18 protein-coding genes are annotated in these 18,492 nt (G+C 64.2%); 10 read left to right on the plus strand and 8 right to left on the minus strand.

The window, feature by feature from the left end; genetic code table 11:
* The first annotated feature begins 44 nt into the window (after positions 1-44).
* Entirely contained in the window at positions 45-617 is a 573-nt protein-coding gene (locus tag ACTX90_RS05035) for a DivIVA domain-containing protein (protein WP_047121039.1), read from the plus strand.
* Here ACTX90_RS05035 and ACTX90_RS05040 read toward each other — a convergent pair.
* On the minus strand, positions 598-1,482 hold the full coding sequence (locus tag ACTX90_RS05040; RefSeq protein WP_443443360.1) for an EamA family transporter: 885 nt from the start codon (positions 1,480-1,482) through the stop codon (positions 598-600). The two genes, ACTX90_RS05035 and ACTX90_RS05040, sit on opposite strands and share 20 nt — an antisense overlap.
* A 69-nt stretch (positions 1,483-1,551) precedes the next feature.
* Between ACTX90_RS05040 and ACTX90_RS05045 the strand changes: the two genes are divergently transcribed.
* Complete coding sequence (locus ACTX90_RS05045) at positions 1,552-2,427, plus strand: LysR family transcriptional regulator (protein ID WP_443443362.1); 876 nt, start codon at positions 1,552-1,554, stop codon at positions 2,425-2,427.
* Here ACTX90_RS05045 and ACTX90_RS05050 read toward each other — a convergent pair.
* From ACTX90_RS05050 to ACTX90_RS05075, 6 genes are all read right to left on the minus strand, one after another.
* Positions 2,403-3,617 (minus strand): MFS transporter, encoded by a 1,215-nt coding sequence (locus tag ACTX90_RS05050; RefSeq protein ID WP_443443364.1) that lies wholly within the window; start codon positions 3,615-3,617, stop codon positions 2,403-2,405. The genes ACTX90_RS05045 and ACTX90_RS05050 overlap by 25 nt on opposite strands.
* Positions 3,617-4,288, minus strand: coding sequence for a GntR family transcriptional regulator (locus ACTX90_RS05055; protein WP_443443366.1), 672 nt, complete (start codon positions 4,286-4,288; stop codon positions 3,617-3,619). Before ACTX90_RS05055 ends, ACTX90_RS05050 begins: the two co-directional genes overlap by 1 nt.
* Before the next feature lie 96 nt (positions 4,289-4,384).
* Positions 4,385-5,809 carry a sodium/solute symporter gene (locus ACTX90_RS05060; RefSeq protein WP_443443986.1) on the minus strand — a complete coding sequence of 475 codons (1,425 nt, stop codon included), beginning with the start codon at positions 5,807-5,809 and terminating at the stop codon, positions 4,385-4,387.
* A gap of 43 nt (positions 5,810-5,852) precedes the next feature.
* Positions 5,853-6,245 carry a hypothetical protein gene (locus tag ACTX90_RS05065; RefSeq protein ID WP_052772604.1) on the minus strand — a complete coding sequence of 131 codons (393 nt, stop codon included), beginning with the start codon at positions 6,243-6,245 and terminating at the stop codon, positions 5,853-5,855.
* A gap of 15 nt (positions 6,246-6,260) precedes the next feature.
* On the minus strand, positions 6,261-6,977 hold the full coding sequence (locus tag ACTX90_RS05070) for a LytR/AlgR family response regulator transcription factor (RefSeq protein WP_047121040.1): 717 nt from the start codon (positions 6,975-6,977) through the stop codon (positions 6,261-6,263).
* Positions 6,978-7,026: 49 nt separating this feature from the next.
* A complete protein-coding gene (locus tag ACTX90_RS05075) occupies positions 7,027-8,208 on the minus strand; it encodes a sensor histidine kinase (protein WP_047121041.1) in 1,182 nt (393 codons plus the stop codon).
* Between the two features lie 211 nt (positions 8,209-8,419).
* On the opposite strand from ACTX90_RS05075, the gene ACTX90_RS05080 reads away from it, so the two are divergent.
* The 5 genes from ACTX90_RS05080 (at position 8,420) to ACTX90_RS05100 (ending at position 14,284) form a co-directional block, all read left to right on the plus strand.
* Complete coding sequence (locus ACTX90_RS05080) at positions 8,420-8,767, plus strand: DUF485 domain-containing protein (protein WP_047121042.1); 348 nt, start codon at positions 8,420-8,422, stop codon at positions 8,765-8,767.
* An 11-nt stretch (positions 8,768-8,778) separates the two neighbouring features.
* On the plus strand, positions 8,779-10,386 hold the full coding sequence (locus ACTX90_RS05085; RefSeq protein WP_047121197.1) for a monocarboxylic acid transporter: 1,608 nt from the start codon (positions 8,779-8,781) through the stop codon (positions 10,384-10,386).
* Positions 10,387-11,222: 836 nt separating this feature from the next.
* Complete coding sequence (locus ACTX90_RS05090; RefSeq protein ID WP_443443369.1) at positions 11,223-12,110, plus strand: PIG-L deacetylase family protein; 888 nt, start codon at positions 11,223-11,225, stop codon at positions 12,108-12,110.
* The gene (locus ACTX90_RS05095) at positions 12,111-13,004 is read left to right on the plus strand and encodes an ATP-grasp domain-containing protein (protein WP_047121043.1); all 894 of its coding nucleotides are present in this window, start codon (positions 12,111-12,113) and stop codon (positions 13,002-13,004) included.
* Positions 13,001-14,284, plus strand: a complete 1,284-nt coding sequence (locus ACTX90_RS05100) for a glycosyltransferase family 2 protein (RefSeq protein ID WP_113606683.1) — start codon at positions 13,001-13,003, stop codon at positions 14,282-14,284. The genes ACTX90_RS05095 and ACTX90_RS05100 overlap by 4 nt, the downstream gene beginning before the upstream one ends.
* Before the next feature lie 78 nt (positions 14,285-14,362).
* On the opposite strand, the gene ACTX90_RS05105 is transcribed toward ACTX90_RS05100, so the two are convergent.
* The gene (locus ACTX90_RS05105; protein ID WP_047121200.1) at positions 14,363-14,854 is read right to left on the minus strand and encodes an Lrp/AsnC family transcriptional regulator; all 492 of its coding nucleotides are present in this window, start codon (positions 14,852-14,854) and stop codon (positions 14,363-14,365) included.
* A 150-nt stretch (positions 14,855-15,004) separates the two neighbouring features.
* Here ACTX90_RS05105 and pdhA point away from each other — a divergent pair, with 150 nt between their 5' ends.
* The 3 genes from pdhA to ACTX90_RS05120 are packed head-to-tail and all read left to right on the plus strand — an operon-like array spanning position 15,005 to position 18,461.
* Positions 15,005-16,123 (plus strand): pyruvate dehydrogenase (acetyl-transferring) E1 component subunit alpha, encoded by a 1,119-nt coding sequence (gene pdhA, locus ACTX90_RS05110; RefSeq protein ID WP_047121044.1) that lies wholly within the window; start codon positions 15,005-15,007, stop codon positions 16,121-16,123.
* Complete coding sequence (locus ACTX90_RS05115; protein ID WP_047121045.1) at positions 16,123-17,124, plus strand: alpha-ketoacid dehydrogenase subunit beta; 1,002 nt, start codon at positions 16,123-16,125, stop codon at positions 17,122-17,124. The genes pdhA and ACTX90_RS05115 overlap by 1 nt, the downstream gene beginning before the upstream one ends.
* Positions 17,124-18,461, plus strand: coding sequence for a dihydrolipoamide acetyltransferase family protein (locus ACTX90_RS05120; RefSeq protein ID WP_443443370.1), 1,338 nt, complete (start codon positions 17,124-17,126; stop codon positions 18,459-18,461). The genes ACTX90_RS05115 and ACTX90_RS05120 overlap by 1 nt, the downstream gene beginning before the upstream one ends.
* Positions 18,462-18,492: the final 31 nt, after the last annotated feature.

Consider the following 18,492-nt stretch of genomic DNA (forward strand, 5'->3'; position numbering starts at 1 on the left):
ACCTCGATCAGCCCCTGACTTTATCGAGAGAAGAAGGATCAGTCGTGTCGCAGCAGCAAGATGCTCCGTTTTCCCGGGTCCCGGATTCGGAATTCGGCTACAACGTCAAGCAGGTTGATGCGTTCCTCAGCCGCGCCCGTGCCACCTTCAACGGCGGGGGCAACGACGACAGCGTGGTCACCAGCCACCTGATCCGCCGCACGACCTTCGCCCCGCAGAAGGGCGGCTACCAGGCCCGCGAGGTCGACGGCGCGCTGGACCGGCTGGAAGACGTCTTCGCCAAGCGCGAGCGCGACGACCTGATCGCCCACCAGGGCGAGGAAGTCTGGCTGCAGCAGGTAGGCCGCCTGGCGGCGATCCTGCGCGGGCGACTGCACCGTGCCAAGGGGGAGCGCTTCCGCCGCCCCTCGCGCACCAACGCTTCGAGCTACAACGTCGAAGACGTGGACCGCTTGTGCGACCAGCTGATCGACTACTTCGAGAAGGACGTGCCGATGTCAGTGGACACCGTGCGCCGCGTGGAGTTCCGCTCGTCCACCGGAACCGACGGCTACGAGGAGTCGCAGGTCGACGCCTTCCTGGATCGCGTAGTCGAGCTTATGGCCTCGATCGACTAGCTCGGCCCGTGCGGGAAACCAGCATCCCACCGGCCACAATCAGGCCTACCCCGGCCAGCTGTGCCAGATCCAGCGCCTGACCAAGCATGAGCCACCCAATTCCGGCGGCCCACACCGGATTTAGCGCGGTCAGTACGCCGAACAATGCGGAACTGATCCGGCGCAGGGCGATCAAGTCCACCGCCTGCGGAACCACGGAAGACAACAAGGCACAGGTCAGTGCCAGGCCGAGCGCCGCGGGCTGCGGGGCATGGCTGGAGAACCACCAGATCGCGATCGGCAGCCAGGCCAGGGCGCTGAGCAGGCTGGCCGCGGCCGCACCGGTGAGCCGATCCAGCCGTGAGCCAAGCGAACGGTTCAACACGATAAAGGCCGCCCACGCGGCGGCCGCGAGCAGGCCCAACGCCAGCCCAGGCACGTCACTGCTCGGCCCCGGGGCACACAGCAACACCACCCCGCCGGCCACGACCAGGGCCCACTGCCGGGCCCGGTGCGAGCCGGCCGCGCAGAGCGCCACCGCGAGCGGACCCAGATATTCCAGGGTGACCGCCAGCCCCAGCCCCAACCGGTCGATGGCCAGGTACAGGGACAGATTCATGACCCCGAAAACCACGGCCAGTGCCGCGGCCAGCACCCAGCCCGAACCCCGCAACACGCGCAACCTCGGCCGGGCCAGAACCATCAGCACAACGGCACTGACCAGCTGTCGAATGATCACCACGCCCAACGGACCCAGCGCGTCAAAGGCGCGCGCACCAAAGGCCGCACCGGTCTGATTGGACAGTGCGCTGGCCGCGACCAGTGCGGCACCGGAACGCTGCCAGTGGGCGGCGCGAGGTTCTGCGGAAGTCTGCGGGTTAGCCATATCCACAGGTTAGGGTCCGGAATGTTCGGGAACCTAGTGCAAAAAATGACGGTGCCATACGCTTAGGTTATGGACTTTTCGCTACGCGAGGTGCATTATTTTGTGACCTGTGTGCAAACCGGCTCCTTCACCGCGGCCGCCGCGCGGCTCTACGTTTCACAGGCGGCGGTGTCCCGCACCATTGCAAGCCTTGAACGTACGGCCGGGCGCCCGTTGCTGCGGCGCGTGCCCACCGGCTGCGTTCCCACCCAGGCCGGTGCCGAGCTGCTCGGCGCGGCCCAGAGCCTGCTGGCCGAAGCCCGTGACTTTTCCAACCTGCTGCACGGCGAGGCCCGCACCCTGCGCCTGGGCTACGCGTGGGCCGCGCTGGGACGGCGCACCATCGCCCTGCAACGGCGCTGGGCCGAAGACCATGCCGGGGTACAGCTGGAACTGATCCGGAATAATACGCCGACCGCGGGACTGGCCGAAGGCCTGTGTGAGGTGGCGGTGTTGCGCCGGCTGCGTCCGGAGGACGGCTTTGCCTCGACGGTGGTGGGGATCGAGCAACGTCTGGCCGCCTTTGCCAGCGATGATGCAACCTGGGCGCGCCGCCGCTCGCTACGCATGGCAGAGATCGGTGCCCGCACGGTGGCCGTGGACACCCGCGGTGGTACAACCGACCGGTCGCTGTTCGACGCCCGGCACGCCCCCGAGCACTGGGTGGAGACCATGGATGTGGACTCCTGGCTGGATCTGATCTCCACCGGACGTGCGGTCGGCACCACCGCCGAATCCACCGCTCACCATCATCAGCGGCACGGGATTCGCTACCTGCCGATTTCCGACGGCCCGCCCATCGAAGTGTCCCTCGCGTGGCGCAGGGGACGCGCACCGGCCGGCCTGCAGGAGCTGATCGACCTGGTGCGCGACCTGTACGGCTATACGCCCGGGGTCCGCGACTGACCGGCGGCCCGCCCGCTGACCACCGCACAGAGGGCACAGGCCAGTGCCACAAGGGCGAGGCTGGACGGATAGGAGAGTAGCGGTAGGAGCGTGGCCAGGATGGTGGGCAGCAGGAACCCGCTGTAGGCCAGGGCGTAATACACGCCGGTCAGGCCCGCCAGATCCTGGGCGGTGGCGATGGCCTGCACCTGAATGAGTCCCGCGACCACACAGATGCCGTAGGCGGCACCCAGCATGATGGCCACCGCCAAGGCCAGGGCCGGGCTGTCGGCCCACGCCGCGATCGCGGAAAGGACCATGCCCACGGTCATCAGTGCCATGCCCAGACGCAGCGCCCGCCCGCCGGTGTGCCGGTTCAGCCAGGGCACCAGATTCTGGACCAGGGCACCGGTTCCCAGGGTCAGGACGGTCAAAATCGTCGCATACAGCGTGCTCCACTGCCCCAACCGGTCATCCACGCTCGCGGGAAGTATCGCGTAGGCTACCCCGGCAGCACCGAAGATCCAGGGCGCGCTGGGGACAATCACCCTGCGGAAGGTGTGGTGCGAAGCCGAGGGGACGGCCAGGTCCTGATACCAGGTCTTGGTGCTGCGGGCCGACACCGGAAGCGACTCGGGGCTGCGCAGTAGGACGAGCAGGGCCATCAGGCTGAGCACCAGGTGCAGCAGATAGGGGCTGACCTCAGGAAACGGGGCCCACTGGGCCAGTAGGCCGGTGGCAACGGCGCCCAGGCCAAAGCCCAGGGTCAGCGTCAGTGACGAACGCTTGGCACCGGTGGAGGTATCCGCGTGCCGATCGAAGGGTGCGCTGGACAGTTCCTTGATCCAGCTGGAACCCACCGACATGGCTGCGCCGACACCGAATCCGGCCAACACCCGTCCCAGACATAGGACGGTGAACATCTGGGATCCGGCGGCCAGCATGATGCTGGCGATAATGCTGGCTCCCATTCCGACCAGCAGCACGGGTTTGCGTCCGTGTTGATCGGAGAGCGGGGCAAGGAGCAACAACCCGGGGATCAGGCCACCCACATAGGTGCCCAAGAGCAGATTGGCCTGCCACGGCTGGTAGTTTTCGATCTCTTCGTACAGGTGGAGGAGGGGAGTGAAATGGTTTCCACCCCAGGCGAGCATGAATACCGCAAAGGCCACCGTGAGATAGCTGGCTTTGCGGTTTGAATACGTGGTCATTAACTTGATTTCTTTGGGAAATGGGCGTCGGTGATATGACGGGTGATGGCTTGGGAAAAGCCGGTGGCATCGCCGCTGCGAGCCAGGGTGGCGAGCAGTTCGTGCTCGTCGAGGAAGGTGTGCAGCTGCTCCGGGTGTTCCAGGCAAACCTCGTAGGTCAGCCGGGCCAGCCGGGGCGCGAGCGATTCGAGCAGGTCGGTGAGCACCGTGTTGCCGGCAACCTGCACCAGAGCTGCGTGAAAGGCGAAGTCCGCGCCCGCAAAACCCAGCAGGTCCAGGTTGGCCACCGCCGAGCGTTGGGCGGACAATGGTTGCTCCAGGGCCGCGGCCAGATCAGCTAACGAACCGGGAGTCGACGCCAGGGCCTGCAGGGCCCCACGCTCAAACAGACCACGGGTGGCCAGCAGATCGCGCCGTTCCTCCAGGGTGATGGTCTTGATGACCGCGCCCTTCTTGGGCATCAGCCGGACCAGGCCCCAGCGTTCAAGCTGCAGCATGGCCTCGCGCGCCGGGGTGCGGCTGACGCCGGAGGTGGCGGACAGCTCGGCTTCGGTCAGCAGATGACCGGCAACCAAGGAGCGCTCGACAATGCGGTGCGCCGTCTGGGCCGCCAGCTGGCTGGCCAGGGACTTGTTGCGGGCTTCGTTTTCCCACGGAAGCAATCCGTTCATGCCATCCAGCGTAGCGCTTAATGCATGCATCAATAAATTCATTAGCCGGTCACGGGTGTTCAGCGACGGCCGAGATGGATCAAAATTGTGTGCTGACTAGAACTTTGCGCTGCGATCCGGGACATGTAACAGAGTCATGACCCGGTCGGCATTCACCGGAATACTGCGTCGGGTGGAGCGGGAAACCACGATCATGACCAGAAAGGCCAGCGGGACGCTCCAGGCAGCCGGCTGGCGCAGCATGTGGAACCAGAGGGTGTCGACCTCGGGCAGCAGGCTGGAAATCATCAGTGCCAGGCCGCAGGCGGCCGCGCCGGTCAGCATGCCGGCAATGGCTCCGCGGGCGGTCAGCGAGCGCCACCAGATGCCCAGCAGCAGCAGCGGGCAGATGGTCGAGGCGGTGAAAGCGAAGACGTTGCCGATCGCTCCGGCCAGCGCCAGCGAGCTGGTCACCACCGCGATGAACACCGGCAGGGCGGTGGCCAGCACGGTGGAGATGCGGAAGCCCCGCACGGTCCCGGCGAAGAATTCCTGGGACAGCGCCCCGGCCAGCGAGACCACTAGCCCGGAGGTGGTGGACAGGAACGCGGCGAAGGCGCCGCCGACCACGATCGCGGTCAGCGCGTCGCCCAGGAACCCGTCCAGCACCGCCGAGGGCAGCAGGAGCACCGTGGCGTCGGTCTCCGCGTTGCCGCCCAGCTGCGGGGCGTATAGCAGACCCAGCACGCCGAGCGTGGTGGGCAGCAGGTAGAACACCGAGAGCAAGCCCAGCACGATCACGGTGGTGGAACGTGCGGCCTGCCCGGTGGGGTTGGTGTAGAAGCGCACCAGCACGTGGGGAAGGCCCAGGGTGCCGAAGAGCAACGCGAGGATGATGGAGATGGTCTCGTACAGGTTCAGCCCGGCCACCGATTCCAGCTGGGTCGCGATGCTGTCGAGGCGCGCGGTGCTGGACTGCTCTGGGATCACCTGGATGAGCAGGAAGATCGTGGGGACCACGAGCGCTGCCAGCTTGAACCAGTACTGGAAAGCCTGGACGAAGGTCACCGAGCGCATGCCGCCGGAGACCACCGTGATGCACACGACCGCAGCCACGATCACCGGGCCGAGCCATCCGGGCAGCCCGGTGGCGGTCGACAGGGTCAGGGCCGCCCCATGCATCTGCGGGACGATGTACAGCCAGCAGATCACCACCACCAGGTAGGTGGTGATCTTGCGCAGCGACTTGGATTCCTCGAAGCGGATCTGGGCGAAGTCGGGGATGGTATAGGCCTGCGAGCGGCGCAGCGGCGCGGCGACGAACAGCAGCAACATCAGGTAGCCAGCCGTGTACCCGATGGGGAACCAGAGCCCGGACTGGCCGGAGAGCACAATCAGCCCCGCCACACCCAGGAAAGAGGCGGCCGACAGGTATTCGCCGCCGATGGCGGAGGCGTTCCACCACGGGCGCACGGTGCGGCTGGCCACGTAGAAATCGCTGGTGGTGCGCGACAGGCGCAGCCCGTGGAAGGCGATCAGCATGGTGGTCACGCAGACCACCACCAAGGCCAGGGCTGAAAGCAGATTAATCACGGCTGATGCTCCGGTAGCGTTTTTCATTGCGGGCCGCCGCGCCGTTGAACAGCATGCCGGCCACGATGATCAGCGGATAGATCCCCACCCCGAGAATCCACCATGGCAGGGGTATATGCCACAAAGTGAATTCATAGACTGTCGGCCAGAGGGCCAGCAGCGCACTGATACCCACGAGCATGGTCAGCAGCCCTGCTGCCACGGCGCAGGCCAGCCGCAACTGGGAGCGGATCAACTGCTGGACGTAGAATTCCTGGGCCGTATGTTCCGGCTTGACCGCGGAAACGGTCAGCGAGGCATTCTGGGGAGCCTGGACGCGTACCCGCTGCGGACGCTGCTGGGCAAAGCGTCCAGGCAGGGGAGCCTCCGGGGAGTCGCGCTTCACGGAATCACGCCGGGCCTAGAGCGGGCGGACGCGGTTGGCGGCCAGGCGCTCGCGCAGGTAGGGCAGGGCGCGCCGGGAGATCGGCAGCTCGGTCCCGTTGACCAGCACGGCCGCCTTGCCGGTCTGCAGCCGGACGTTTTCGATCTTGTCCATGCTCACCAGGTAGGAGCGGTGGATGCGCACGTAACCAGACTCCGCCCATTGCTGCTCCAGATCATTCAGCGGGACGCGGATCAGATAGCTGGAGTCCTTGGTATGCAGGCGCGCGTAGTCCCCCTGGGCCTGGACGTAGGCGATGTCGCCGCGGGGGATGAGCTTGGTGATGCCGCCCTGGTCCACGGTGATCATTTCGGGTTTGGCGGGGGCTTCCTCCACGAGCTCGCACAGGCGGCGCACGGACTCGGCCAAGCGCTGCGGGCGGATGGGCTTGAGCACATAGTCGACCGCGGCGAGCTCGAAGGCTTCCAAGGCCTGGTCCTCGTCGGCGGTCACGAAGACCACCAGCGGCGGATTGGCGAAGCGGGAGATGACCCGTGCGATATCAAGGCCGGAGAGCGCGGGCATGTGGATGTCGAGGAAGAGCGCGTCCACTTCGTTTTCCTCCAGCGCTTTCAACGCCGCGGCGCCAGAGGTTGCGCGGTGGATTTTCCCGATTCGGGAGTCCTGGCTCAGGAGGAACGCGATCTCTTCCACTGCCGGAAGTTCGTCGTCGGCGACAACCACATTAATCATGAGTTGATTCTATCGTTTCTGTTGTGTTTGCCTTCGGGACCCATGGAATTCATTCGTCGATCGATGCCGTGCCAGGAGCCAGGAACTTCGGGATGCGCAAGGTGATCTGCGTACCTGCGCCTGGCGCGGTGTCGATGATCAGCCCGTTCGAATTGCCGTAGAGCTGGCGAAGCCGCACGTCAACGTTGCGCAGACCCACATGCATGTTGACCGTGGTGCCTGCCAGCACGCTGGACAGCTGCTCCGGATCCATGCCCACGCCGTCGTCTTCCACGCTGATGACCGCGTGCATCCCGTCCTCGGTAGCGGTGATGGAAATAACCCCGCCGTCGGGCCTGGCTTCCAGGCCGTGGCGCACCGCGTTTTCCACCAGCGGTTGCAACGAGAGGAACGGGATCCTGGTCGAGAGCACTTCCGGGGCGATCTGCAAAGACACCTTGATGCGGTCGCCGAAGCGGGCCTTTTCCAGTAGCAGGTAGCGGTCGATGGCCTCCAGCTCCTCGGCGAGGGTGGTGAATTCCCCCCGGCGGCGGAAGGAGTAGCGGGTGAAGTCAGCGAATTCGATCACCAGCTCGCGGGCGCGGGCTGGATCCGTGTTGATGAACGAGGCGATGGCGTTCAGCGAGTTGTAGATGAAGTGGGGCGAAATCTGCGCGCGCAGGGCCCGCATCTGCGCTTCGAGCAGCATCGCCTTGTTCTCATCCAATTGCGCGGTGGAGACCTGCGCGGAGACGAAAACCGCCACCTCCGAGACGGCGCGGACGAATCCAGCCCCGGCACGCGGGGTCAGGGCGGTCACCGTACCCACCGGCTGGTTTCCCACCATGATCGGGGCGGCCACGAAATCCTGGCCGGAGAGCCGCTTCACCTGCGTTTTGCCGGTGGCCAGCGCGGTGCTGAATGCTTCCGAAGCTTGCTCTTCGAGATCCGCGGTGAATTCGATGCCGGCATCCGTGGCAAGGATGTGGCGGGTGTCGGAGATCAGCAGGACCGGGCAGTTCAGCAGCCTGCGCAGCGCCTTGGCGCTCTTCGCGGCTCCTTCCACCGTCAGCCCCCGTTCCAGGTGGGGAACGGCGACGGACATGTGGTGCAGGGTGGTGAAGGTCGCTTCCTCCGCGTCGGTGCCCATCTCCTTGGTTGAGCGGGAGATCTTGAATCCGAAATACCCGATGACGGCAATGCCGACCGTCACGATGGTGACGATGAGGGTGATCTGCAGGGCTGGGGACATACATCAATCCTAAGGTCACAACCCGTTGCCCGACCGCTTGTCGTCGATAGATGTGCCGTTGGGCGCAGGTTTTGCTCCGCTGAGCCATGGCTGGACCCAAACCCCTAGTCGGGGACGGAACTTTCGCAGATAGTGAACTTAGTCACAGTCAAGATGTGCCTTGCATCACATCAGGTTTCAATCATCCAATCACCCGCACAAGGAGGGCATCATGAGTGCCAATCCCCACCACAATGTCGAAGACGACATTGATTTCGTGGCGGAGAGCAAGTCGGAGGAATTCCAGGAACTGCGCCGCACCCACCGCAGCTTCGTATTCCCCATGGCTATCTTCTTCCTGGTCTGGTATTTCGCCTACGTTCTTTTGGCCGATTACTTCCACGACTTCATGTCCATCAAGGTCCTGGGCAACATCAACATGGGCATCGTCCTGGGCCTGCTGCAGTTCGTGTCCACCTTCGCCATCACCGCAGCCTACGTGAGCTTCTCCAACAAGAAGCTCGATCCGAAGGCCACCAAGATCCGTGAGCGTCTGGAGAACCAGGGAGCAGATCAGTGAACAACCTAACCATCCTTGCGGCGGCGGCTGAGAAGACCACTGTCGGCAACCCGCTGGTGAACATCGCCATCTTCGTCGCCTTCGTCGGCGTCACCCTGGTGATCGTGCTCCGAGCCAGCAAGAACAACAAGACCGCCGCTGACTACTACGCCGGCGGACGCTCCTTCACCGGAACCCAGAATGGCACCGCCATCGCCGGCGACTACCTGTCGGCGGCATCCTTCCTGGGCATCGTCGGCGCCATCGCCATCAACGGCTACGACGGCTTCCTATACTCCATCGGCTTCCTCGTGGCCTGGCTGGTTGCCCTGCTGCTCGTGGCCGAGCTGCTGCGCAACACCGGCAAGTTCACCATGGCCGATGTGCTTTCCTTCCGCCTGAAGCAGCGTCCCGTGCGCATCGCCGCGGCGATCTCCACCCTCGCGGTGTGCGTGTTCTACCTGCTGGCGCAAATGGCCGGCGCCGGCGCACTGGTGTCCCTGCTGCTGGGCATCGACTCCAAGGCAGGCCAGTCGCTGGTGATCGTCATCGTCGGCGCGCTGATGATCCTATACGTCCTGGTCGGCGGCATGAAGGGCACCACCTGGGTGCAGATCATCAAGGCCTGCCTGCTCATCGCCGGCGCCCTGATCATGACCGTGTGGACCCTGGCCATGTTCGGATTCAACTTCTCCGAGCTGCTAGGCAAGGCCGCCGAAGTGGCTGGCAACCCTGAGATCCTGAACCCGGGCATGCAGTATGGCAAGTCCGAAACCTCAAAGCTCGACTTCATCTCCCTGGCCCTGGCCTTGGTGCTCGGCACCGCAGGTTTGCCGCACGTGCTGATGCGCTTTTACACCGTGCCAACCGCCAAGGAAGCCCGCAAGTCGGTCGTCTGGGCCATCTGGCTGATCGGTGCCTTCTACCTGTTCACCCTGGTCCTCGGCTTCGGCGCCGGCGCCCTGATCGGCCCGGACAAGATCAAGGCCGCCCCGGGCGGCGTGAACTCCGCAGCCCCGCTGCTGGCCTACGAACTGGGCGGCACGCTGCTGCTGGGCCTGATCTCCGCGGTGGCCTTCGCAACCATCCTGGCGGTGGTAGCCGGCCTGACCATCACCGCAGCTGCTTCCTTCGCCCACGATGTCTACGCATCGGTCATCTCCAAGGGCAAGAGCACCCCGGAGAAGGAAATGAAGGTTGCCCGTCGCACCGTACTGGTCATCGGCGTCTTCGCGATCGCCGGCGGCATCGGTGCCCAGGGCCAGAACGTCGCCTTCCTGGTGGCGCTGGCCTTCGCGGTAGCCGCCTCGGCCAACCTTCCGACCATCCTCTACTCGCTGTTCTGGAAGGGCTTCAAGACCCGCGGTGCAGTCTGGTCGATGTACGGTGGCCTGGGCTCGGCCATCCTGCTGATCATCTTCTCGCCGGTCTTCTCCGGTGCGGCAACCTCGATGATCCCGAGCATCGATATCTCGATCTTCCCGCTGGCCAACCCGGGCCTCGTCTCCATCCCGCTGGCATTCCTGCTCGGCTGGCTGGGCTCGATCACCGATCCGGGAAGCGAGGATCCCAAGAAGGCGGCGGAAATGGAAGTTCGCTCGCTGACCGGTGTCGGTGCAGAGAAGGCAGTCGACCACTAGCCTTCTGCTCAATCACCTAGCGGAAAACCGATGCGGACGGGATCAGCCACTCAGGCTGGTCCCGTCCGCATTTCTGAGCCGCCATGCTGTGGCGCGCCGCTGCGCGGTGTCATGCATCGACCTGCCTGAGGGCGGAGCAGCCACCTCGGATACGGCGGATTGGGTGTTCCTGCCGGCCTTGCCAAGCGCTGGCCCGGGACAGTCGGGCGACCCGGCAGTCAGGTGCTCGGCAGACCCGGTGACGCGACTTTCCGGACGGGGAAATCCATGGACGCAAGCGCGTGGAGGGGTCGCTGATTGCGAAAAAGACACATTGTTACGCGAGGATTTTCAACGTTCCGAACGAAATTTTTGGGGACTTGGAGACGCGGATTAATGACTTTCCTGCTAGCTCGGAACTTGTGCGCCAGCGGTGATTTCATGGCCGCGGCCAGGGATTGAAGGCCGGAATTACGGCGCGGAAGGCAGCATCTACGTTCGCCCAACTGCACGTGAAGCCGCAGTTCGAGCGAGTGGGGTGGAGCCTTGAAAGTTCGTGGATTTCGAGTGGCGATGCGCGAAGTCGTGGAAGAAGTTTTGCCTGGATACACGAATCAGGTACCTTGAATTTGCAAGTTGCGACGTAAATGTCGAGAACTGCACCAAGTATTGATCTAGGGGAATTATCAATACGCGTACCTTTTCATGAGCAAGAGTCTTTGCGATGGGGATCGTGAAGTCTTAAGTCATTGTTTGTGATTTCCGGACAAGCAGCTAACTGCTTTTCTGGTTAATTGGTGCGCCGACTTTTTGGGGGAAATCGGCTTATGCCATGGTCATCTGTAATTTCTGCTGCCTTGAGCCTTTCGGCAGCACTCGTCTTCGCGCTTCCAAGCCAGCGCAAGCATCTCAAGCGGCGTTTCCGCCGCGGTTCGCAACTCATCGCGGTACTGGTCGTGGGATCCATAGTCCTGGCCATGGTCAACCTGCTCGTGGCCAGCGGCCCATGGCAGTCGGAGCCATTGCGCGAAATGGCAATCCAGGTCACCCTCGTCTTCGCCTTCGGCATGGCGATCTTCGCGATCACCAACCAGATCGTGCCCGTCGTTCCGCAATCGCAGCAGCGGGTTGTCTTGGCGATCGGCGCCCATCCCGACGACCTTGAAATTGCCTGCGGTGCCACCCTGGCCAAGCTGGCCGATACGGGACACGAAGTTCACGTGCTGGTGATGAGCAACGGCGCGGTCGGAGGTGACGAAGCCGTTCGCGAAAACGAGGCGATGCGCGGAGCCCGTTTCATGGGAGCCAAGAGCATGGTCACTCACAGCCTTCCGGATACCAAGCTGTCCGATTCAACGAACGAGATGGTCCAGGCCATTGAAGAACGGGTGACGGTCCTGAATCCCGACCTGATTTTCACGCATTCCGAGCACGACCAGCACCAGGACCACCATGCTGTGCATTTCGCCACCCTCCGTGCGGCCCGCCGGCATTCGTCGATCCTGTGCTTTGAGAGCCCGTCGGTCACCAGGAAGTTCAATCCTGCCGTGTTCATCGACGTAGCCGACTACATCGGCGTCAAGGTCCATGCGGTGGCTCAGCACGCCGACCAGAAGGGCAAGCCCTACATGACCGAAGAGAATCTCAAGGGTATTGCCGCTTTCCGCGGCAACCAGGCCAAAACGAAGTATGCCGAGGGATTCGAGCCAGTGCGCCTGCTCGGTTCCGCGATTGGAGTGTTCTAAATGCGAATCCTGATTACCGGAGCGAACGGACCAGCCGGCCGAGCCCTCGGGGCGCAGCTTGCCTCAAGCGATTTCACCGTCATCGGCGCCGACATGGACAGCACTGCCAATGAGTACTACGCGGTCATCGAGAAGGTCCCGGCGGCCAGCGACCCGTCGATGATCGGCCGCTTGGCCGAGATCATCCGCGAGCACCATATCGACGTGCTGATTCCCACGGTCAGCGACGAGCTTCCCGCCGTGGCGGCTGCCGGCGCCGAGCTGGCTGGATGCACCGTCATGATCGGATCGCCGGAAGCCGTATCCACCGCCCACGACAAGTGGCTGACCATGCAGGTCCTGGCAGCGGCCGGGGTGCCGGTCCCGCGCTCGGCGCTTCCAAGCAGCTTCGAGAACCTGGATGCGGCCTTCGAGGCGCTCGGCCGTCCACTGATCGTCAAGCCGCGAATCGCCCGGGGCGGCCGCGGGGTCGGCGTGGTGGGGAACCACAGCGATCTGGATTTCTCCGCGCTGGATGATTCATGGGTCCTGCAGGAATTCGCCAGCGGGGAAGAATTCGCGCCGATGGTCTTCAACGGCAACGGCGAGAACGACCTGGCAGTGGTCGTCCGCAAGACCGAGCTCAAGCAGGGAGTTGTGGGCAACGCGGTGTCGACCGAGCGCGTGGCAGCTGATGAAGCCGTGGACGTGCAGCAGATCGCACTGGACGCGGTGCGCGCGGTGGGCCTGGAATACCAGGCCGACCTCGACATCCGCCGCCTCGCCAACGGCCAGCCGGTGGTGCTGGAAATCAACGCCCGCTTCGGGGCGAACTCCCGGCAGGCTCCCGAGCTGCTGTCCACCGTGCTGCGCGCATCGTCCCGCGCACTAGCAGCCGCCGGGGGCAGGCCATGACCGAATTCCTGAATGGTTTCTTTGACGGGATCACGACGCCCATCGGCATGGTGGTCGTGGGGCTGTTCATGGTCGGCGGCGGGCTGATCCTCGGAATGGGTTTGGTCAAGCTCTGCTTCATTCCCATGTCGCTGGCGTTTGTCGCCCGCGAGCGCCGCCGCGCCAAGAACAACAAGCAGCTGGTCTTCGAATCCCGTCCGCGCGTGAGCATCGTGGTGCCCGGATACAACGAGGAAGTGGTCATCTCCAACTGCGTGGAGTCGATCCTGCGCAGCAACTACGAGGATTTCGAGGTGATCCTCGTTGACGACGGGTCGACTGACGGCACCGCCAGGATCATGGATGAATGGGCGGCGAAGGACCACCGGGTCTCCAGCATTTCCCAGCCAAATGCGGGAAAGGGCGCGGCGCTCAATCGCGGGTTCGCGGCCAGCGACGGCGAGGTAGTGCTCTTCGTCGATGCCGACGGCGTGTTCGGCGAGGAGACCATCAACGAGATGCTCAAGGGATTCAACCACCCCAGCATCGGCGCGGTGTGCGGGGACGACCGCCCGGTCAACCTGAATACCGTGCAGACCCGCCTGCTCACCGTCATCTCGCACCTGGGTACCGGCGTCGTGCGCCGCGCCTTGGCGCTCATCGGCTGCCTGCCCATCGTGTCCGGCAATTCCGGTGCGTTCCTGCGCTCCGCCTTGAACGTGGCCGGCAATTTGGATGAGCGGATTATCGGCGAGGACCTCGAACTGACGTGGCGCATCCACAAGGCCGGATACCAGGTGAACTTCGCGCCGCGGGCCCTGGTCTACGCGGAATCTCCGTCAACCCTGCGCGGGTTGTGGAAGCAGCGCGTACGGTGGGCGCGCGGACTGCTGCAAACCATCAAGATCCACAAGTCCATGCACGGAAATCCGCGTTTCGGAGCCTTCGGCTTCTTCCTCGTCTTCAACACCTTCAACATGGTCGCCATGCCGGTGATCCAGCTCCTGGTTCTCTTGTCGATCCCGGTGATGTTCCTGCTGGGAAGCAACCCGATTGGCGATGGCGTGTGGGCTTTCCTCGCGTGGCTCGGCATTCTTGTCTCGATTGCACTGGCCATCTACGCCATCGCGCTGAATCGCGCGGCGGCGGATCTGCGCCACCTGTGGACGATTCCGCTTTGGCCGATCTACTCCGTCTTGATCGGGCTGACGATGCTCAGCGCACTGTTCAAGGAGATCACCAACAAGCCTGCGAACTGGAACAAACTCGATCGCTCCGGCGTCGTGTCGGTCGGCAGGTAGCCCTCCGGACCTTTGTGAAGCCTCCCTGCTGCGCCCGCGCGATCGCGCCCGCGCCGCAGGGAGGCTTTGTGCCGTTGCTCATGCAGGTTGCTTGCGCGCAGGCCCGTCTGCCAGCGAATGCTCCAGCAACCGCGTGGTGCGGTAGGGGACCAGCTCCGCCATCGACAGCGCCGAATCGGCCCGGTTGACCCCTTCGATATGCAGCAGCTGGCCGTGGACCCGGAAAAGTTCTTCGGCGTCCTTGGCGGCGACCCGGACCAGGATGTCCGCCGAGCCGGTCAGTCCGTGCGCCTCGAGCACCTCAGGGATCTGTTCCAGCTTGGCCGCGATGTCCTCCAAATGGCGTTGGTCCACATGAAGCTCGACGAATGAGAGCAGCCCGTAACCCAGCGACTTCGCGGGGATGCGCCGGTCGAGCGAATCGAGGACCTCGTTCTCCAATCGGGTGATGCGGGTCTGCACGGTATTGCGGCCCAGGCCCAAGGTGGTTGCCACGGCTGAGGCGGTCCGCTTGGCGGCGGTGGACAGGGCAAGCAGGATGCGGCGGTCCGTCTGGTCAAGTAGCTGCATAATGAGCACGTTAGCACCGATACCGGAGGGCGGACAGTGCGTTTTGCCCGAATTCGAATCTGGCCATTGTGCAATCTGCGTTGCGTGAGTAGCATCACATTAAGCCTGAAGTGTGAAACTGCCTCGGGCACCGACTACGCGAGAGTAAGGATGCTGATCGTGTCCACCAAGCACATCGATGTAGCCGCGGAGTGCATACCTACGCACCAGCTGCTGAACGTCGCCGGGGAACGGGTCCCGGACCGAGAACTAGACCATTACGTTGCCAAGCTGACCGAGTCGGACTTGGCGGATTTTCTGCGCGACATGGTTGTCCTGCGGCGGCTGGATCACGAGGCGACCGCCTTGCAGCGCCAGGGCGAACTGGGCCTGTGGGCCCCGCTGCTCGGCCAGGAGGCTGCGCAGATCGGTTCGGTGCGCGCCGCCCGCGATTCCGATTTCATCTTCCCTTCCTACCGCGAGCACGGCGTGGCCTGGGCCCGGGGTGTTAAGGCCGAGGACCTCCTCAGCGTCTGGCGCGGGGCACAGTCCAGCGGGTGGAACCCCAACGAGGTCAACATCGCCTGCCAGCAGATCGTGATCGGTGCGCAGACCCTGCACGCCGCCGGCTACGGCATGGGCATCAAGTTCGACGGAACCGACGACGTGGCCATCACCTACTTCGGTGATGGCGCCACCAGCCAAGGCGACGTCAGCGAGGCCATGGTCTTCGCCGCCAGCTACCAGGCGCCGGTGCTGTTCTTCTGCCAGAACAACCAGTGGGCCATTTCCGAGCCGGTGGCGCTGCAGAGCCGCACCCAGATCGCCGACCGGGCCCACGGCTTCGGATTGAAGACTTGGCGTGTTGACGGCAACGACATCCTGGCCGTCTACGCCGCGACCCAAGCCGCCTTGGCGCACTGCCGCAACGGGCTGGGCCCGACATTCATCGAAGCCGTCACCTACCGCATGGGTTCGCACACCACCGCCGATGATCCGACGCGCTACCGCAAGGATGAAGAGCTTCAGAAGTGGAAGGCCAAGGACCCGATCGACCGGCTGGTCAAGTACCTGCACGTGATCGGCGCCGACGTCCAGTCCTATGAGCAGCGCGCGCAGAACGCCGCCGACGACCTGGCCGCGCAGCTGCGCGCCGCCATCACCGCGATGCCTGACCCCGCGGTGGGCGAGCTGTTCGACAATGTCTATTCCGAGGCGCACGAGCCCAGCACCCGGGCACGCGAGGGCTACCTCAGCTACCTGTCGGAGTTTGAGGGGGAGGGGCACTGATGGCCACCACCATGCTCAAGGCGCTGAACCAGTCGCTGCGCGATGCGCTGACCGAGGACGAGAAAGTGGTCCTGCTCGGCGAGGACATCGGAACCCTCGGCGGGGTCTTCCGCGTCACCGACGGATTGAAGAAGGACTTCGGCGAGCACCGGGTCGTCGACACCCCGCTGGCAGAGTCCGGGATCGTGGGCACCGCCATCGGCTTGGCCTACCGCGGCTACCGGCCGGTGGTGGAGATCCAATTCGACGGGTTCACCTATCCGGCCTTCGACCAGCTGGTCTCCCAGCTGGCCAAGCTGCACTACCGCTCGCGCGGCCGGGTGAAGATGCCCGTGACCGTGCGGATTCCCTACGGCGGCGGCATCGGCTCGCCCGAGCACCACAGCGAATCCCCGGAAGCCTACTTCGCCCACACCGCCGGGCTGCGTGTTTTCGCGCCGTCCAGCGTGCAGGACGCCTACACAATGCTGCGTCAGGCCATCGCGAGCGATGATCCGGTGATCTATTTCGAGCCCAAGCGCCGCTACCACGAAAAGGCTGAGGTCGAGCTGGCTACGCCGGAGAGCGACTCCTCGCCGAAGGCCAAGGTGCTGCGCGAAGGCGACGACGTCACTGTCGTTGGATACGGCCCGACCACCTACACGCTCATGGACGCGGCGCAGGCGGCGGAAGACGAAGGCGTCGGCCTGGAAGTCATCGACCTGCGCAGCCTGGACCCGCTGGATATCGACACCGTTGCCGAATCGGTGAAGCGCACCGGCAAGCTCGTGGTGGTGCACGAGGCCAGCCGCACCAGCGGGATGGGGGCCGAGATCTGCGCCCAGATCACCGAGAGCTGCTTCGACTACCTGGAGCACGCCCCGCTGCGGGTCACGGGCTTCGACGTCCCCTACCCGCCATCCCGGCTTGAAAGCCACCACCTGCCTGATCTCGACAGGGTGATGCATGCGGTCGACACCGTGATGCGCCACCACGAGGCAACCGAAGGAGCTGCCAAGTGATGACCGCCCAAACCTTCAAGCTGCCGGATCTCGGCGAAGGACTGACCGAGTCCGAGGTGCTGAACTGGAAAATCAAGGTCGGCGAGCACGTCAGCCTGAACCAGATCATTGCCGAAGTGGAAACCGCCAAGGCAGTGGTTGAGCTTCCCTCGCCCTTCGCTGGCATCGTGCAGAAGCTGCATGCCGACGAGGGCCAGGTGGTTCCCGTGGGAGGCCCCTTGGTGACCTTCGACGACAAGCCTGTGGACTTGGACGGCAAGGGCGGTGCACAGCCAGGAGCTGAAGCCCCGGGGGAGAAGGAGGGCGCCGCCGAGCGGACTCCGACGCTGGTGGGCTACGGCGCTCCGGCGGCCAGCGGCAAGCGTCCGGCTCGCCGCGGCCGCGGCAAGACCGTTGCCGCCGAGGGGTCTGCTGCCGCAAGTGCTGCCGCGGTGCCCGAAGCGGCGCGGGCCACCGTGGCACGCAGCACGCCCCCGGTCCGCAAGCTTGCCCGAGACCACGGCATTGACATCGCCGAGGTGAGAGGCAGCGGGCCCGATGGCCTGGTGCTGCGCCGGGATATTGAAGCTCTGGTCAGTTCTCCCGCGGCACCCGCTGTAGAATCGCGGCCTGTTGCGGGCGAGTCGGCTGCCGTGGATGGGCAGAGGCGGGTGAAGATCAGCGCCATGCGACGGGCCACCGCGAATGCCATGGTGCAGTCGGCATTCACGGCGCCGCATGCCACCGAGTTCTTGACGGTTGATGTCACGAAGTCGTTGGAACTGATCGACAAGCTCCGCGCCCGCCGCGAATTCAGGGACCTGAAACTGAACATCACGTCGCTGACGGCACTGGTGGTTTCACGCCTGCTGCTGAACTTCCCGAGCGTCAATGCGCGCTGGGACGGCGAGAACGATGAAATTATCCAATTCGCGGACGTGAATCTCGGTATGGCGGTCGCCAGCGACCGCGGACTGCTTGTCCCCGTGCTCAAACAGGCGCAGAATAAGCCACTAACATTGTTGGCCGCTGAATTGACTGAGCTCATCGACCATGCGCGGGCCGGCAGCCTGACGGCGTCCCAGCTGACCGGCGGTACTTTTTCAATCACTAACGTTGGGGTGTTCGGCGTCGATGCCGGTACACCTATTCTGCCTCCGGGGCAGACAGGGATTCTCGCCTTAGGCCAAGTCAAGCCTAGGCCTTGGGAGTACCGAGGGGAAGTAGCACTACGGCATACTTCAACGCTGGCCTTGTCGTTCGACCACCGGGTCGTGGATGGCAAGGAAGCCAGCGAGTTACTTGCCGGTATCGGTGCGGTCCTTGAGGATCCCGGAATGATGAACTTTTTTCTTTGATTGCGTATAGCCTTTGACTTGTAATCATATT

The sequence above is a fragment of the Glutamicibacter soli genome (assembly GCF_052322135.1).
GTDB classification, from domain to species: domain Bacteria; phylum Actinomycetota; class Actinomycetes; order Actinomycetales; family Micrococcaceae; genus Glutamicibacter; species Glutamicibacter soli.

Coding starts and splice junctions, on each gene's coding strand:
- ACTX90_RS05080 (WP_047121042.1), top strand. CDS start 8,420: ATGAGTGCCAATCCCCACCACAATGTCGAAGACGACATTGATTTCGTG.
- ACTX90_RS05050 (WP_443443364.1), bottom strand. CDS start 3,617: ATGACCACGTATTCAAACCGCAAAGCCAGCTATCTCACGGTGGCCTTT.
- ACTX90_RS05060 (WP_443443986.1), bottom strand. CDS start 5,809: ATGCTGATCGCCTTCCACGGGCTGCGCCTGTCGCGCACCACCAGCGAT.
- ACTX90_RS05115 (WP_047121045.1), top strand. CDS start 16,123: ATGGCCACCACCATGCTCAAGGCGCTGAACCAGTCGCTGCGCGATGCG.
- ACTX90_RS05105 (WP_047121200.1), bottom strand. CDS start 14,854: ATGCAGCTACTTGACCAGACGGACCGCCGCATCCTGCTTGCCCTGTCC.
- pdhA (WP_047121044.1), top strand. CDS start 15,005: ATGCTGATCGTGTCCACCAAGCACATCGATGTAGCCGCGGAGTGCATA.
- ACTX90_RS05100 (WP_113606683.1), top strand. CDS start 13,001: ATGACCGAATTCCTGAATGGTTTCTTTGACGGGATCACGACGCCCATC.
- ACTX90_RS05070 (WP_047121040.1), bottom strand. CDS start 6,977: ATGATTAATGTGGTTGTCGCCGACGACGAACTTCCGGCAGTGGAAGAG.
- ACTX90_RS05040 (WP_443443360.1), bottom strand. CDS start 1,482: ATGGCTAACCCGCAGACTTCCGCAGAACCTCGCGCCGCCCACTGGCAG.
- ACTX90_RS05095 (WP_047121043.1), top strand. CDS start 12,111: ATGCGAATCCTGATTACCGGAGCGAACGGACCAGCCGGCCGAGCCCTC.
- ACTX90_RS05045 (WP_443443362.1), top strand. CDS start 1,552: ATGGACTTTTCGCTACGCGAGGTGCATTATTTTGTGACCTGTGTGCAA.
- ACTX90_RS05120 (WP_443443370.1), top strand. CDS start 17,124: ATGACCGCCCAAACCTTCAAGCTGCCGGATCTCGGCGAAGGACTGACC.
- ACTX90_RS05075 (WP_047121041.1), bottom strand. CDS start 8,208: ATGTCCCCAGCCCTGCAGATCACCCTCATCGTCACCATCGTGACGGTC.
- ACTX90_RS05055 (WP_443443366.1), bottom strand. CDS start 4,288: ATGAACGGATTGCTTCCGTGGGAAAACGAAGCCCGCAACAAGTCCCTG.